Origin of the sequence: Parafrigoribacterium humi (assembly GCF_040227205.1) — a bacterium.
Lineage (GTDB): Bacteria > Actinomycetota > Actinomycetes > Actinomycetales > Microbacteriaceae > Parafrigoribacterium_A > Parafrigoribacterium_A humi.
In genome coordinates this window covers 27,911-42,264 of the sequence record NZ_JBELOA010000004.1, presented here as the reverse complement: position 1 = coordinate 42,264, position 14,354 = coordinate 27,911, and the positions used below count along the sequence as shown (strand labels likewise).

The 14,354-nt window shown below is 64.8% G+C and carries 14 protein-coding genes; 2 read left to right on the top strand and 12 right to left on the bottom strand.

All coding sequences use genetic code 11. The features are described 5' to 3' along the window. Position 1: 1 nt before the first annotated feature. The 7 genes from rhaI to ABUA28_RS08480 form a co-directional block, all read right to left on the bottom strand. A complete protein-coding gene (rhaI, locus tag ABUA28_RS08510; RefSeq protein WP_349903615.1) occupies positions 2-1,168 on the bottom strand; it encodes an L-rhamnose isomerase in 1,167 nt (388 codons plus the stop codon). Then, a complete protein-coding gene (locus ABUA28_RS08505) occupies positions 1,165-1,587 on the bottom strand; it encodes an L-rhamnose mutarotase (protein ID WP_349903614.1) in 423 nt (140 codons plus the stop codon). Before ABUA28_RS08505 ends, rhaI begins: the two co-directional genes overlap by 4 nt. Positions 1,588-1,667: 80 nt before the next feature. Beyond that, entirely contained in the window at positions 1,668-2,678 is a 1,011-nt protein-coding gene (locus ABUA28_RS08500; protein WP_349903613.1) for a LacI family DNA-binding transcriptional regulator, read from the bottom strand. A gap of 39 nt (positions 2,679-2,717) precedes the next feature. Beyond that, positions 2,718-5,399, bottom strand: a complete 2,682-nt coding sequence (locus tag ABUA28_RS08495) for a family 78 glycoside hydrolase catalytic domain (protein ID WP_349903612.1) — start codon at positions 5,397-5,399, stop codon at positions 2,718-2,720. An 8-nt stretch (positions 5,400-5,407) separates the two neighbouring features. Next, positions 5,408-6,232 carry a carbohydrate ABC transporter permease gene (locus tag ABUA28_RS08490; protein WP_349903611.1) on the bottom strand — a complete coding sequence of 275 codons (825 nt, stop codon included), beginning with the start codon at positions 6,230-6,232 and terminating at the stop codon, positions 5,408-5,410. Next, complete coding sequence (locus ABUA28_RS08485; protein ID WP_349903610.1) at positions 6,229-7,173, bottom strand: carbohydrate ABC transporter permease; 945 nt, start codon at positions 7,171-7,173, stop codon at positions 6,229-6,231. Before ABUA28_RS08485 ends, ABUA28_RS08490 begins: the two co-directional genes overlap by 4 nt. A gap of 7 nt (positions 7,174-7,180) precedes the next feature. After that, positions 7,181-8,488: an ABC transporter substrate-binding protein gene (locus ABUA28_RS08480; protein WP_349903609.1), complete on the bottom strand. Its 1,308-nt coding sequence runs from the start codon at positions 8,486-8,488 to the stop codon at positions 7,181-7,183. A 494-nt stretch (positions 8,489-8,982) separates the two neighbouring features. On the opposite strand from ABUA28_RS08480, the gene ABUA28_RS08475 reads away from it, so the two are divergent. Beyond that, the gene (locus ABUA28_RS08475; RefSeq protein ID WP_349903608.1) at positions 8,983-9,990 is read left to right on the top strand and encodes a LacI family DNA-binding transcriptional regulator; all 1,008 of its coding nucleotides are present in this window, start codon (positions 8,983-8,985) and stop codon (positions 9,988-9,990) included. Here the strand turns inward: ABUA28_RS08475 and ABUA28_RS08470 are convergent. From ABUA28_RS08470 to ABUA28_RS08450, 5 genes are all read right to left on the bottom strand, one after another. Further along, the gene (locus ABUA28_RS08470) at positions 9,987-10,415 is read right to left on the bottom strand and encodes a type II toxin-antitoxin system VapC family toxin (RefSeq protein WP_349903607.1); all 429 of its coding nucleotides are present in this window, start codon (positions 10,413-10,415) and stop codon (positions 9,987-9,989) included. The two genes, ABUA28_RS08475 and ABUA28_RS08470, sit on opposite strands and share 4 nt — an antisense overlap. Next, entirely contained in the window at positions 10,415-10,672 is a 258-nt protein-coding gene (locus tag ABUA28_RS08465; protein ID WP_349903606.1) for a hypothetical protein, read from the bottom strand. Before ABUA28_RS08465 ends, ABUA28_RS08470 begins: the two co-directional genes overlap by 1 nt. Before the next feature lie 108 nt (positions 10,673-10,780). Continuing rightward, on the bottom strand, positions 10,781-11,506 hold the full coding sequence (locus ABUA28_RS08460) for a FadR/GntR family transcriptional regulator (protein ID WP_349903605.1): 726 nt from the start codon (positions 11,504-11,506) through the stop codon (positions 10,781-10,783). 86 nt (positions 11,507-11,592) lie between these two features. Then, positions 11,593-12,897 carry an MFS transporter gene (locus ABUA28_RS08455; protein ID WP_349903604.1) on the bottom strand — a complete coding sequence of 435 codons (1,305 nt, stop codon included), beginning with the start codon at positions 12,895-12,897 and terminating at the stop codon, positions 11,593-11,595. A 5-nt stretch (positions 12,898-12,902) separates the two neighbouring features. Beyond that, the gene (locus tag ABUA28_RS08450) at positions 12,903-13,319 is read right to left on the bottom strand and encodes a MarR family winged helix-turn-helix transcriptional regulator (RefSeq protein ID WP_349903603.1); all 417 of its coding nucleotides are present in this window, start codon (positions 13,317-13,319) and stop codon (positions 12,903-12,905) included. A 149-nt stretch (positions 13,320-13,468) separates the two neighbouring features. On the opposite strand from ABUA28_RS08450, the gene ABUA28_RS08445 reads away from it, so the two are divergent. Continuing rightward, positions 13,469-14,353 (top strand): alpha/beta hydrolase, encoded by an 885-nt coding sequence (locus ABUA28_RS08445; RefSeq protein WP_349903602.1) that lies wholly within the window; start codon positions 13,469-13,471, stop codon positions 14,351-14,353. Position 14,354: the final 1 nt, after the last annotated feature.

Sequence of the window (14,354 nt, the reverse complement as noted above, 5' to 3'; positions counted from 1 at the left end):
CTCACGCCCCCCAGCTGGCCTGCTGGCCGCCGACGCGGTCCGCGACGATCTGCTCGCGGTATCCGCTGGAGTTGTAGGCCGCGATGGGGTCTCGCGGAAGGCCGCGACTCTCGCGCCAGTCTGCGAGCATCGGGCGCACATCCGTGTAGAAGGCGTCCATGAGGATGCCGTTGGCCGCAAGCACATCGCCCGCGGCCTGGGCGGCGGCGAGGGCTTCGGTGTCGACCAGCAGCGCCCGCGCCGTCATCTCCTGCACGTTGAGCACGGAGCGGATCTGGCCGGGAATCTTCTCTTCGATGTTGTGGCACTGGTCGAGCATGAACGCGACTCCGGACGACGCGCCGTACCCACCGCCGCGGATGACCTCGTACAGGATGCGGAACAGCTGGAACGGGTCTGCCGCCCCCACGATGAGGTCGTCGTCCGCGTAGAAGCGCGAGTTGAAGTCGAAGGAGCCGAGCTTTCCGAGCCGCAGCAATTGCGCGACGATGAACTCGATGTTGGTGCCAGGCGCGTGGTGTCCGGTGTCGAGGCAGACCATGGCGCGCTCGCCGAGTGCCGCGACCTGCGCGTACGAGGTGCCCCAGTCCGGAACATCCGTGTGGTAAAAAGCCGGCTCGAAGAACTTGTATTCGAGCACGAGGCGCTGGTCGTCGCCGATCCTGGCGTAGATCTTCTGCAACGAATCCGCGAGGCGATCCTGGCGGGCGCGGATGTCGTCCTGGCCCGGGTAGTTCGTGCCGTCGGCGAGCCAGATCTTCAGGTCGCGCGAACCCGTCGCATTCATCACGTCGATGCACTCGAAGTGGTGATCGATGGCCTTCTGGCGTATGCGCGGATCGGAATGCGTGACGGAACCGAGCTTGTAGTCGTCATCCTGGAAGGTGTTCGAGTTGATGGTTCCGAGCGCGACGCCCTGATCTTCGGCATAGTGCCGGAGTGCGGAGTAGTCGTCGACCTTGTCCCACGGGATGTGCAGGGCGACCGTCGGGGCGAGGCCGGTGAGCCTGTGCACCTGGGCGGCATCCGCGATCTTCTCCTCCGGCGTGCGCGGGCCGCCCGGCTGGCTGAACACTTTGAAGCGTGTTCCCGAGTTGCCGAAGGCCCAGGAGGGCAATTCGATTGCCTGCTCTGCGAGCAGCGGTGCGATCGAGTCGAAGGTGGTCATGGTGTTGTCCTGTTCTGTGTGTTGCTGGTGGGGATGCCCTCGGCCGCATGGTGGGTGGCTAATTGCTCCTCGAGGTTGAAGATTTCGTCGAGCACGAGAAAGCCGGTGTCTGGGGGCTGGTCGCCGAGATCCTCGAAGAACTCGGCCATCTCCGCCTGCCACCTGGCGTTGATCTCCGTGTCGGCCATGCCCGCCTGGGCGGCCTCGAGCGACGGAGTCTCGAAGTATCCGATCAACAGACCGTCCGGACGTAGGAAGATCGAGTAGTTGTGCCATCCCGTGGAGGCGAGGGCGTGCAGCATGTCTGGCCAGACGGCCGTGTGGCGCGTGCGGTATTCGGCGATGCGGTCTGGTTTCACCTGGAGCTGGAAGCAGACTCGCTGAAGGTCGGCAGCGTTCGTGATTCCTCCTTGAGTCACCTCACACCCGTTTATGAATCGTTTCACAAAGTGTAGCGGCAATCGCGAGAGGTCACAGCACCTCGGTGATGTTTCTTCCGCTACCGCACCCCGCTGCTGGCGCGCACGATCAATTCGGGCTGAAGCAGGTGTCGTCCATGCCTGTGGTTCTCGTCACCTGTGACCTCCTGCTCGAGCAGCTCAAGCGCAGCGCGGGCCAGGGACTCCCGCGGCTGTCGGATGGTGCTGAGCGGCACGACCGTGGATGCCGCGAAGTCGATGTCGTCGTAGCCGACGACAGCGATGTCGCGGGGGATGGACAGCCTGCGATCCACGATGAGGGCCTGGACGACGCCGATCGCGAGCAGGTCGTTCGCGGCGAACACGGCATCCGGTCGGTCCTCCTCACGCAGCGCGAGGATCCGTTCGGCAACGAGCCGTCCGTGTTCGACCGTGAGGTCGGGCGTTTCGATGATCGACAGGGTCACACCCGGCGTCTCCTGCGCGGCTCGGGTCGCCCCGGCCAGGCGGTCGCCGATCTGCGACAGTGGACCGCCGGCGACGACCAACCGTCGCCGACCCGACTCGACGAGGTGTCGTACCGCGAGGTATCCGCCCGCCGACCCGTCCAGTCCGACCGAGCACACTTCATCGGACTCGATGTTGCCGTCGAAGAGCACAACCGGAGTCCCGCTCGCACGCAGTCTGCTGAGGCGCGGGGTGAGCCCCTGCTGGGGCACGATCAGCAGCCCACGCACGCGATGCTCGTCGAAGAGGTCGATGTAGCGACGTTCCCTCGCGGCGTTCTGATCGCTCGAGCCGAGCACGATGGTGTGACCGACCTCCTCTGCCGCCGCTTCGAGCTCGTGCGCGAGGTCGGCAAAGAACGGGTTCGCGATATTGACGACGACGAAGCCGATCGCCGCACTCCTGCCCATGCGAAGCTGGCGCGCCAGGTCGTTGCGCACGAACCCCAGGGACTGCATCGTTTGCTGCACTTTGGCGAGTGTCTTTGCACTCACCTGGTCCGGGTAGTTCAGCACGTTCGACACTGTGCCGACGGAGACGCCGGCGGCCTGGGCAACGTCGCGGATGCCTACGTTGGCCCTCATGTGATCGCTGGCAGGTTAATCATGGGAATAAGGTGCAGCCTACCGGCGAGCCCGCCTCTCGGAGCTCTGCCTCTGGCCGTGATGTCGTCCCACGGCAGACGTCTCGAAACCCGTGTCGGAGGAGTACGCGTGGTGACCGTGTTCGACGTGTGAGTGCACGGTCCCGTCCGGCAGTTCGACGGTCGCCGTCACGCCGACCGGTACCAAGAGCTCGAGCTCGAAGCGATGATCCACCTGTTCCCAGTCCACCCGGATACGGCCGTAGGGCGAGTCGTAGGTCATGGTTCCGCTCGTGAGCCCGGCGCCCGGAACGGGAGCCACCCGCACCGTCCGGCTGGCCGGCGAAAGTTCGCCGAGGCCGCCAATGGTGCGGTGCATCCAGTTCGCCACGGCACCGAAGGCGTAGTGGTTGAACGACGTCATGGTGCCGGGGTTCACCCTGCCATCCGCGAGCAGGCTGTCCCAGCGCTCCCAGATTGTTGTTGCGCCGAGGTCGACCGCGTAGAGCCAGCTGGGGAATGCCCGTGTCGTGAGCATCCGGTACGCGTCGTCCGTGCGCCCGGCGAGAGTGAGAGCGTGCAGCACGACGGGGGTGCCGAGAAATCCTGTCGCCACGGTGAACCCCTGGGATTCCACGAGTTCGGCAAGGCGCTCGCCCGAGCGTGACCGCACGGACGGATCGTCGATCAGGTCCCAGGCCAGCGCGAGTGCGTACACTGTCTGGCAGTCGCTCCTGATGTGCCCATCATCCTGCACATACGCCGTGGAGAAGGCCGCGCGGATGTTCGTTGCGAGTGTCGCGTAGCGCTCGGCGTCGGCGGCAAGCCCGAGTGCTTGCGCGCTGGACGCGAGCAGGTCGACCGAGTGATAGAAATACGCGGTGGCGACGACGTCAGGATCGGCCTGGGCCGCGGCGGGATCGTTCGGGGGTGCGAGCGGATCGAGCCAGTCGCCCAGTTGCTGGCCGCCGCGCCAGAGCAGTTCATCGCCTGCGAGGCTGCGCACGTGGTCCACCCATGCGGTCATACTCGCGTACTGCCGACGGAGAACGTCGACATCGCCGTAGCGCTGGTACAGCACCCAGGGCACGACCACGGCAGCGTCGCCCCAGCCGGCCAGGGCAGATTCGTCGAGGAAGACCCGTGGCACAGTGGCGGGAACGGTGCCGTCCGGCAGCTGGTCCAGGGCGAGCGTCTCAAGCCATCCGCCGAGAAAGGCCGAGACATCGAACAGAGTGGATGCGGTGGGCACGAACACCTGGATGTCGCCGGTCCACCCCAGACGTTCGTCGCGCTGCGGGCAGTCGGTCGGAATATCGAGGAAGTTGCCGACCATGCTGTTCACGACGTTGCGATGCAGTTGCGTCAGCGCGGCGTCGGAACAGGAGAACCAGGCGGTGCGGGTCAAAGCACTGCCCAGAGACACCGCTTCGAGTGCGATGATCGCATCGGACGGGAGGCCGTTGATCTCTGCATAGCGAAAGCCGTGGTAGGTGAAGCCGGGTTCGAGCAACTCGCTGGCTCCGCCGGCAAGCAGATATCGATCGGTGGCCTCGGCGGAACGCAGCGGGCGAATCGAGAGCTCGCCCAGCTCCATCACCTCGGCGTGACGAACGGTCACCGCCGTCCCGACGGGTGCCGTGACTCGCAGCCTCACCCAGCCCACGAGATTGCGCCCGAAGTCGACGATGATCGTGTCTGACTGATCGGGGCGCGCTGGTCGCCTGATAAGAGCGGACGGCGCGACCGTCTCCAACTCCCTGACGGGGGGAGCTGCGGCGAAGCCGAGTCGCGCGGGCTCGACGCTGAGGCGCTCGACGGGGGCGTCCAGCGATGGCCGCACGGGCATCCGCAGGTCTGTCGTCTGTCCGTCGTAGAAGTCGTTGGCGAGGACACGCGAGGGGGCAGTTCGCCAGTTCTCATCGGTGCCGATCGTGACGCGTCGGCCGTCAGGGTATTCGAGTTCGAGCTGCGCGAGCAGGGCAAGCCGGTCACCGTAGGTGCTACCCCGATGAATGGGCAGCGAGGCGATCCGCCCGCGATACCAGCCGTTGCCGATCACCGCACTGAGCTCGTTGGTTCCCTCGTGCAGCAGCGCCGTCACGTCATAGCTGCGAAAGCGAACGAGTCTGTCGTACGTCGTCCAGCCGGGCGTGAAGTGATCGCCCGATACGCGTTCGCCGTTGATTTCGGGAACGACGATGCCGAGCGCGGTGATGTGCAGCCTGGCGGTGATGAGGCGGGCATCCACCTTGAGAGTCGTGCCGATGATGGGTGCCGGATCGTCGACAGTGGCTCCATCAGCCGCCGTGATCCAGCTCCCGGTCCAGTCGGATCGCTGCAGGAGGGATGCCTCGACCGTCGCACGGGGACTCCACGCACTCCAGCCGTTCCGGCCCGTGACGCGCACCCGCACGTCGACCCGGTCTCGTGATGCGAGTGGAGCACACGGCCAGTCGACCAGGATCTGGCTGTCGTTGTCGAAAGACGCGTGCCGCGTACTGTGGTCCGGGTACCTCACCTCTATCTCGCTGCCGAGCTGACGCCACCCGGCCGGGGCAGATGCGATGCGCCAGCTGAGCCGGGGAGCGGCGACGCCGACAAAAGTGACGGATGTGTCCCCCGGGCGCACCGAGGTCGACGGGCTCGATTGCTCGAACCGTATCGGTTCCTCGATGCGCACGCTGGCATCCACCGCGACGTGCGCGGAGTCCTGTTTCACGATGCCGCCTACTCGAGGCCGGTGCCGGCGATGCCGCGAGTGAACCATTTCTGGAACAGGACGAACACGACGAGCACCGGAACCATGGAAATGACCGCAGCGGCGAATCCGACGGAGGGTGAGATGTTCGAGAACTGGGTCGTGGCGAGCGGCGCAAGGGCGAGTGTGAGCACCCTCGTCTGCTCGCCGGGCGCAGCGAGCAGCGGCCAGATGTAGAGGTTCCACGCGGTGAGGAACGTCACAACCGAGTACGCCGCGATGATCGGGCGCGCGAGCGGCAGCGCGATGCGGAAGAATGCCTGGAACCAGTTGGCGCCGTCGATGCGAGCAGCCTCGACCAGCCCATCCGGGAGCGTGATGAAGAATTGCCGGAAGAGGAGAACCCCAACAGATGCCTGCCCGGCAATCGGAAGCACGAGGCCGAAGAAGGTACCCACGAGTCCCAGTTGCAGTGTGACCACGAAGGTGGGGATCAGCAGCAGGTTGGTCGGCATCAGGACGGGCACCAGGAACAGTGCGAACACCGCTTTGGAGCCGCGGAACGTGATCTTCGATAGTGCGAACCCGGCCGGCAGGCAGATGGCGAGTTGGATAAAGAGAACGCTTCCCACGAAGACGAACGTGTTGATGACTGTTCGAGGCGTGAGGTAGCTCCACGCCTGGATGAAGTTGTCCCAGATCGGTTCGGTTGGGAACAGGCGCGGCGGGTACTGCGCGATGTCATGGAAGGACATGAGCGAACCAGACAGCAGGTACAGCATGGGAAAGGCGATGACGAGGCCGAGCAGGATGATCGTCGAATATCGCCCGACGCGTGAACCAATGGATCTCATCGCGAGAACCTCCTGATGGCGAAACGACTGACGCCTATGACAAGGACGATGATGGCCATCTGGAGCACGGAGAGCACGCTCGCGTAGCCCACATCCTGGTTGGAGAAAGCTTGCCGATACGCATAGAGGCTGAGCGCGGTTGTTGCGCCGAGCGGTCCGCCGTTGGTCATGATGAGCGAGACGTCGAGTGAGCTCGCCACGTAGTTGACGAGCTGCAGGATCGCCACCACGAAGGTCGTGGATCCGACGTTGGGCCAGGTGATCGACCACAGCGTGCGCCACGATCCTGCACCGTCGAGCGCAGCGGCCGCATAGATGTCTTCCGGCACGCGCTGCAGGCCCGCCAGGTACAGGATGATGACGATGGGCAGGGCCAGCCAGATCATCATGACAACGAGAGCGGGCAGGGCCAGGGTGTCCGTGTTCAGGATGTCTATGGGCGGCAGCCCGAGCAGGTGCAGCAGAGAGGCGATCGGCCCCTGACGTGGGTCGTAGATGAAGGCCCAGAGCACGGCGGATACCGCCACAGAGAGCACGACGGGCACGAAGTAGAGCACGCGCAGGATTCCCACTCCCGGCATGTTCGAGTTGATGAGGACGGCCAGCATGAAGCCGATGGCAATCGTGGGAGCCACGCCCAGGAGCACGAAGAGCAGGGTGACCCCCAGTGAGGTCCAGGCGGCAGGGTCCGTGGCGAGTTTCGTGAAGTTCGCCAGTCCGACGAAGGACGGGGTGTCGAAGAAGTTCCACTCGTAGAAGCTCAGCCCGACGCCGACGATCGTCGGGACGATGATGAAGGTTATGAAGAGGATGAGCGACGGGGCCAGCAGAAGCCATGCCGACGCCGCATCCGCCTTGCGGTATCTGGTCGTGTTTCGGTGAGGTGACCGGGGGTGCCGATGCCCGGCATCGGCACCCCTTGTGGTCTCAAGAACGGTCAAGGCGTCGCTACTTCAGCAGCTTGTTGAGCTCGTCCTGCGCTGCCGTGTACGCCTCCTTGATCGACATTCCCTTCAACACGACCTGCTGGAGGGCTGTCTGGAGCGCGGGAACAACCTTCGGCTGGATGGCGTCCGGGATCGGGTTCGGAAGGATGGCCTTGGGAACGGAGGCCTTGATGGTCTTCACGAAGCTCGGCGGAACGGGTGCCGCTTCCGTCAGCCAGGCGCCGTGCGCAATGCCATCGACGGTCGGCGGGATGACTCCATCCGGCTGCGCGGTCTTCATGCCACCATCCGTCGAGTAGAACCACGCCATGAACTGGTACGCGCCCTCCTTGTTGTCGGACTTCGCGCTGATCGAGAGCGAGTATGAACCGCCGCCGGTGCCCGACTTGCCGTTCACCGTCGGCATGGGAAGAACATCCCAGGCGTCCTTCATCTTCACGCGGAGACCGGCGATGCCAGCTGTCGAGCCGACGCCCATCGCGTCCTGGTTGCTTTCAAACAGCGTGCTGTTGGTCGCGAGAGAGTACGGCGTGCCGAACTTCTCGGTGTATGGGCGCAGGAGCTCCGTCCAGGCCTTGATGCCACCCTCGTTAGCGAAGATGAACTTCTTCGTGTCTGGGTCATAGATGCCGCTGCCGTAGGCCTTCAGCGTGGGGTAGAAAGTGAAGACAGAGGCACCGTCGACGAGCGGGGTCTTGATGCCGTACACCTTTCCGCTCGACTTCTCGGTGATCGCCTTCGCTGCGGCGTACATGTCTTCCGTGGTCCAGTCCGCCGTCGGCACCGGGACACCGTACTTTTCGAAGAGGGCGGTGTGAATGACCACGACGCCGGTGTCTGCACTCACCGGAATGCCGGTGACGGTGTCGCCGACTCTGTATTGGTCGAGGAACGCCGGAATGAAGCTGGATGCCTTGAGCCCGTCGTGACCGGAATCGAGCCACGGCTTGAGGTCGTACAGCAGGTGGTTCGAGTTGAGGGTCTGGTTCAGTGAGTCGTAGTTGAAGATGATGTCGGGCAGGGCTTTGCTGAGCCCCTGGGTGACGAGCTGTTGGATGTAGTCAGGCTGCGCGTCGGGTACGGCCTTGACGGTGATCTTGAAGCCTTTGTGAGTCTTCTCGAATTCTTTGGCGTAGCGCTGGAACTGCGGAACCAACCCGGAGTTCATCCCGATGAGGATGTCCTTGCCCGCCTTGGCGTCGGTGGTGTTGCCGCCGCTGGTGCTACCGCACGCTGCAAGGCCGGCCGCTAATACTGCCGTCGCGGATAGTACTGCGATCTGTCGGATGAGGTGCTTTTTGCTGACCAAGATGTCAACCCTCCTGTTACGTCGTTGTAATTGCAGACCAGGATCACGAAGAATCCCGTTCCGGGCAGTGCGCCCGGGCGTTCGGAGCTTTCTGATACGTTTCAGAACCATCCGAGTGTCGCACCCGCCCATCCCGATGTCAACAGAAAATTGATTCGTTTCATATCGCGGCGTGGCAGGCGCTGCAGGCATGGATGGCGGCTACTGCACGAGTGCTGTCCTGAATCCGGGCCCGGGAACCGCGCTTCCCACTGCGGCGGTCTAATCTGGACGCGTACACATAGAACGTTTCAGTTTGATAACGCGCGATTAGGCGTTGGCCGCGTGTTCTCCGCGGCGAACAATTCCGGAACCTCCGGCGGCCGGCCCCTCCATGGCGTGAAACGCGCCGTGGGTCCCACAGCATTACGTGGATCTCAGCTGAATCCTTACAATGAGGGCACACTCGCGCTTTCTGCGCGGCACGGTTCGGAGCTGATCGAGGTGGAGCGACGGTGGCGGTGAGCGTTCGTGAGGTCGCGGCACTCGCCGGCGTCTCCGTCGGCACGGTGTCGAACGTTCTCAATCGACCAAGTCAGGTGACCGAGGCAACGGCCGCGCGCGTGCGTGCCGCGATCGAGTCCCTCGGTTTCGTGCGCAACGACGCCGCGCGGCAGCTGCGCGCCGGCCACAGCAAGTCCATCGGTCTGGTTGTGCTCGACGTGCGCAACCCCTTCTTCACCGACCTTGCTCGAGGCGCGGAAGACCAGGCCGCAGTCTTCGGCCTTTCCGTCATCCTCGGCAACAGCGACGAGAAGGCGGATCGAGAGGCCAGCTATCTCGATCTGTTCGAAGAGCAGCGGATGCACGGGGTCCTGATCTCCCCGTTCGGCGACGTCACGGCTCGCCTGCGTCGTCTCCGCGAACGCGGTATCCCCGCCGTGCTGGTCGACCGCACGAGTGCAGATGCGGCATACAGTTCCGTGTCGGTGGACGATGTGGCCGGGGGCGGTCTGGCGGTCGAACACCTCATCAGTCTGGGCAGGCGCGCCATCGCGTTCGTCGGTGGGCCCCAGGAGATTCGCCAGGTCGCCGACCGTCTGGAGGGAGTCCGCAAGGTGGTGGCGCGGCACCCGGGAGTCTCGATCGAGGTCGTGCCCACCCGGGCTCTCAGCGTGCTGGAGGGTCGGGAAGCGGGGAACGCCATTCTGGCCCGGGATCCCCGGGATCGGCCGGATGCCGTCTTCGCGGCAAACGACCTTATTGCGATGGGCGTGTTGCAGGCGCTCAATATGCAGGGTGCATTGCACGTTCCCCGTGACATCGCGCTGATCGGGTACGACGACATCGACTTCGCGAGCGCGTCCGTGGTACCGCTGTCGTCGATTCGTCAGCCGAGTGCGCTCATCGGAAAGACCGCGGTCGAGATTCTCCTCGAGGAGGCCGAGGATCCCACGCTCGCGCCGCGGCACGTGGTGTTCCAGCCGGAATTGATCGTGCGCGCCTCCACGATCGACGGCTAATTCCTCGCGAACTCCCGCGGGTCGATTCTGCTCAGCCCGGGGAGCCCGTCGAAGGCGCGATCGGGCGAGACAATACGGTCGATGCCATAGGCCAGCGCGGTTGCCGCGTGCACAGCGTCTCGGCCACGGATCGTGGGGATGCGTTCGATGAGGTCGAGAGCAAGGTCGAGCACCTCACGGTCGAAATTCAGCAGGGTGCAGACGGATGCGGCATCCCTGGCCTGCTGGACCGACCCGAGCCGATCGCCTGTTCGACGCAGGCGGTGATGCACGATCTCCTGGATCATCTCGACGCTGGCATACGCGCGGAATATGTCTTCTTCGGCCATTCGGAGTACTTTCTGGCAGGAAGCCTTCCACGGGCTGTCGGCTCCCAGTGCGTGACCGACCACCGCGCTGTCGAGGAGAGCTGCGGGGTCCGTCATCACAGATCGTGCAGGTGGTCGTGCTCGAACGATTTCTTCTCTTCTTCCCAGTCGAGGGGAGGCCCGCTTCTGTCTGCGCTGGCAAGCAGCCTCTCTATCGCCTCGTGCCTGCTCGCCTTGCGGGCTCGCAGGCGATCATCGACGGATTCTCGGATGATCGCGGCGACGCTCTGCTTGTGAGCCGCAGCTTCCGCCTCCAGTGCGGCGTATTGGGCGGGGTCGAAGAGCACCTGGACACGGCGTTCGAGGGTTGCCATACACATACTGTAGCATGTGTATGTTTTGTGCTCGGCTCCTCAAGCTGATCCGACTGCACAGAGTTCCGGTTGGAGGTGACCGATCCGTCGCCCTGAGGGCACGCACCGTCAGCCGCGGTATGGGATGCTTCGCACGAGGTGCGTCTCTGCGTAGTAGTTCGAGATGTGGTTGTAGACCCGCTCGGCGGCGAGCGCGCCGTCGCCATCGATGACGGCCATCGCGATTCCGCGGTGCTCGTCTCGAAGGCGGTCGACGACTGTGGTCCACCCGACCAGGCCGGGAGCGCCCTTAAGAGCGAAGTTCTCGATCGACTTGCGAAGGCCTGCCATCACGGCGGTGACCACCTGGTTGTTCGCGGCTTCCGCAAGGGAGAGGTGGAACTGGGCGTCGAGCGCGAGGAACTCTCCCTGCGAGAGCTCCGGGCTCTCCATCGCGTCGAGTAGCTGGATCATCGAGCTCAGGTCTGCGGCTTCGCTGTGAGCGGCCAACTCCTTGACCACCGAGGTCTCGAGCAGCAGGCGGGTGCGCACGACATCCTCGACCTGGATGCCCTGGGCCGCGACCTGCAGGCGCATGAGCGAGCCCATTCCGCCGGCCGGTGACGCGACGATGATGACGCCTGAGCCGGCCTCGGCGTTTGTGGGCGCACGCACAAGCCCGAGTACCTCGAGCACCCGGAGGGCCTCGCGCACGGCAGAGGGTCGCACGTTGAGTCTGCCGGCGAGTTCCCGATCCGGAGGGAGGCGATCCCCCGGCTTGAGTTTGCCCGAGACAAGGTCGCCCTCGATGGAGTCAAGCACCAGTCCCCAGGTCTGCCCGCGCTTGCGTCGCATAAACGTTCCCCCCGGATCGTCTTGTGTGCCCAAATCCTACAACGGCGCCGGTACCGAATCGGGAAATATTGTGCATCTCCTCCGAGTCACACCTTGTCTGTGGCAGCTTCCTCCGCTGCGAGCGCCTGCTTGGCGGCCTCCGCGTCACGGGATGCCGTGTGGCTGAGGCTGAACCGGCGAGCGGCGTAGTGCACGCGCAGTCCGCGGTATTTCACGAGCCAGTACAGTCCGACGAACAGTGCAGCGATACCGGATGCTGCGGCCACTCCCAGCCCCCAGCGCGGCCCGAACTGGTTGGCCACCCATCCCACGATCGGCGCGCCGATGGGGGTGCCTCCCATGAAGATCGCCATGTAGATGGCCATCACACGCCCGCGCACTGCGGCGTCGGATCCGAGCTGCACCGCGCCATTGGCCGTGGTCATGAAGGTCTGCGCGGCGACGCCGACCGGGATCAGCGCGAGGGAGAACAGCCAGAACGACGGCATGACCGCCGAGGCCGCGCAGAAGACTCCGAAGGCTGCGGCCGCGACGAAGAGGTAGCGCATGCGCGGCGCCGCCCGATTGGCCGACAGCAGCGCGCCGGCCACGGAGCCGAGCGCCATGATCGACGAGAGCACGCCGAACTCTGCTGCTCCCGCGTTGAACTCGATCTTGGCCATGGTCGAGATGAAGATGGGGAAGTTGAGCCCAAAGGTTCCGATGAGGAAGATCATCACGAGAATGACCATGATGTCTGGTCGCTTCCAGACGTAGCGAAATCCCTCCGCGAGGTTGCCGCGCCCTCGCACGGCCTTGGGTGCTGCCCTCAGCTCGCCGGTGCGGAGCAGCAGGAGCGATGTGAGCACCGCAAGAAACGAGGCCGCGTTGATCAGGAACACCCAGCCTGTGCCGATGACGGCGATCAGCAGGCCTGCAACGGCCGGGCCGATCATCCTGGCCACGCTGAACGACGCCGAGTTCAAGGCCACGGCATTCGAGAGGTTGCGGCGTCCGACCAGCTCGGAGACGAAGGTCTGGCGGGCCGGGGCGTCGAACGCCGCGGTGCAGCCGAGGAGAAGGGCGAACACGTAGACGTGCCAGAGCTGCACGAGGTTCGTCACCGTGAGGATGCCGAGCAGCAGCCCCAGCAGCCCCATGGTCGACTGGGTGACCATGAGGATCTTGCGCTGGCTGAAGCGGTCCGCGGCAAGACCCGTGACGGGCAGCAACAGCAACTGAGGGCCGAACTGCAGGGCCATGACGACGCCGACGGCGAAGGCATCGTTGTGGGTGAGCTGCGTGAGTACGAGCCAGTCCTGGGCGGTGCGCTGCATCCAGGTGCCGATGTTGGAGATGATCGCGCCGCCGGACCAGACTCGATAGTTGTAGCCCGTGAGGGAGCGAAACATGGACGTCACTGGTCGGCGAGTTCTTGCAGGATGGGCGTGGCCGCCTCGAGGATCTGCCGCTGTTCGGGGTCGAGGGCGGCCAGCCGCTTGGTGAACCAGGCGTCGCGGCGGCGCCTGGTCTCCTTCACGAAGGCGCGGCCGGCATCCGAGAGATCGAGCGTGATCTTGCGTGCGTCGTCTTCCGCGGTCGCCTTCGTGACGAGACCGGCGGCGACGAGTGCGGTCGTGGTGCGGTTCATGCTGGGCGGCGTGACCTTCTCGCGCTCGCTGAGCGAACCGAGCGTCTGGGGGCCATGGTTGTCGAGTTGGAACAGCACGGAACGCTGGCCCTCGGTGACCTGGTCATCGGCAGCCATGGCGCGGATGCGTCGGCTCAGCCGCTGGATGGCAAGCCGGAGTTCCGGAGAGTTGTTGTGAGGCACAAATAGTTAGCATAGCAAATTAGCTAGGCTAACTAAAGGAGTATTCGAGAGGCCGTTGGGGTATCGGCGCCTTCTCTGTTCGAAGTGCTGCACGACGGCGCACCCCTCGCCGTACACTGGGCAATCAGCATCGTCGTCAGGGAGTGATCGTGATCCAATTCACCGCAGCGCGTCAGGACCGCACCTTCGTCGACGCCAGGGGAGTGAGGGTGCACTTCTACCAGTGGAAGGCGGGCAAGCCGATCGGCGTCGTGCAGGTCGCACACGGCCTCGGCGACCACGCGCTGCGCTACGAGGAGCTCGCGCAGAAGCTGGTCACCGCGGGCTTCACCGTCTACGCGGACGACCACTACGGCCACGGTCAGACCGGGCTGGAGCAGTGGGGCGGCGACAGTTCGAAGCTCGGCAGGCTGGGGCCGACCGGGATGCGCGGAACGGTCGAGTCCGTGCGCGAGCTGACCGACCTCATCCGCTCGGAGAATCCTGGGCTCCCCCTCGCGCTGCTCGGCCACAGCTGGGGCTCGATCATCGCGCAGAAGATCGTCAACCGGCACTCCGGCGAGTACGACGCGCTCGTGCTCACCGGCACGGCGTATCGCACCTTCCAGCACATGAACGGCGGAGACCTCAACGCCCGGCACAAGCAGTTCGGAACCACGGGCAACGAGTGGCTCAGCCGAGACTCCGCCGTCGCGCGGGACTTCGAGAGGGATCCGCTCACCTTCAGCGCGAAGGCGATCAAGCTGTTCGGCCTCGCCGACAGCCTGCGACTGCTCGGGCGCCCGGCGAAGAACCTGCCGAACGACCTGCCGGTACTGATCCAGATCGGCAGCGACGACTCCTTCGGCGGCACCGAGAGCGCAGAGCTTCTGGCCCAGGCCTACCTCACCAGGAGTGGCCTGAGCGACGTCGAGCTCATCGTCTACACGGATGCCCGCCACGAGGTCTTCAACGAGACCAACCGCGAGCAGGTGTTCACCGACACGATCGCGTGGCTGAAGGACCGCCTGCCCGCCTCTCGCACGAAGGCGTGAG

What these genes read in the sequence shown, in the direction of transcription:
- ABUA28_RS08455 (WP_349903604.1), bottom strand. Translation starts at nt 12,897, where the DNA reads ATGTTTCGCTCCCTCACGGGCTACAACTATCGAGTCTGGTCCGGCGGC.
- ABUA28_RS08490 (WP_349903611.1), bottom strand. Translation starts at nt 6,232, where the DNA reads ATGAGATCCATTGGTTCACGCGTCGGGCGATATTCGACGATCATCCTG.
- ABUA28_RS08500 (WP_349903613.1), bottom strand. Translation starts at nt 2,678, where the DNA reads ATGAGGGCCAACGTAGGCATCCGCGACGTTGCCCAGGCCGCCGGCGTC.
- rhaI (WP_349903615.1), bottom strand. Translation starts at nt 1,168, where the DNA reads ATGACCACCTTCGACTCGATCGCACCGCTGCTCGCAGAGCAGGCAATC.
- ABUA28_RS08470 (WP_349903607.1), bottom strand. Translation starts at nt 10,415, where the DNA reads ATGACGGACCCCGCAGCTCTCCTCGACAGCGCGGTGGTCGGTCACGCA.
- ABUA28_RS08465 (WP_349903606.1), bottom strand. Translation starts at nt 10,672, where the DNA reads ATGGCAACCCTCGAACGCCGTGTCCAGGTGCTCTTCGACCCCGCCCAA.
- ABUA28_RS08460 (WP_349903605.1), bottom strand. Translation starts at nt 11,506, where the DNA reads ATGCGACGCAAGCGCGGGCAGACCTGGGGACTGGTGCTTGACTCCATC.